Annotated in this window: 1 pseudogene; it reads right to left on the bottom strand. The window is 67.2% G+C overall.

Annotated features, from left to right (window positions below):
• A pseudogene (locus IO33_RS45500) lies at window positions 1-253 on the bottom strand (trehalose synthase); the annotation flags it as partial.

The following is a 253-nucleotide window of genomic DNA, read 5'->3' on the forward strand; positions in this document are numbered from 1 at the left end:
AGCAGGAGCGCGGTGAACAGCTCGATCTGGTTGCGGTCGTTGTCGAGCAGGGGCGCCAGGCGGCGGCGGATGCCGATGTTGGCGCGCATCCGCGGGTCTTTCGCGTACTCGGCCCACATGTAGTCGCGCTCTTCGTCGGTGACCATTTCGAGGGTCAGCTCGTCGTGGTTGCGCAGGAAGACGCCCCACTGGCAGCCGGAGGGGATGGCCGGCGTCTTGGCGAGGATCTCGGAGACGGGATAGCGCGACTCCC

The organism is Streptomyces durhamensis (assembly GCF_000725475.1).
GTDB classification, from domain to species: Bacteria; Actinomycetota; Actinomycetes; order Streptomycetales; family Streptomycetaceae; genus Streptomyces; species Streptomyces filipinensis.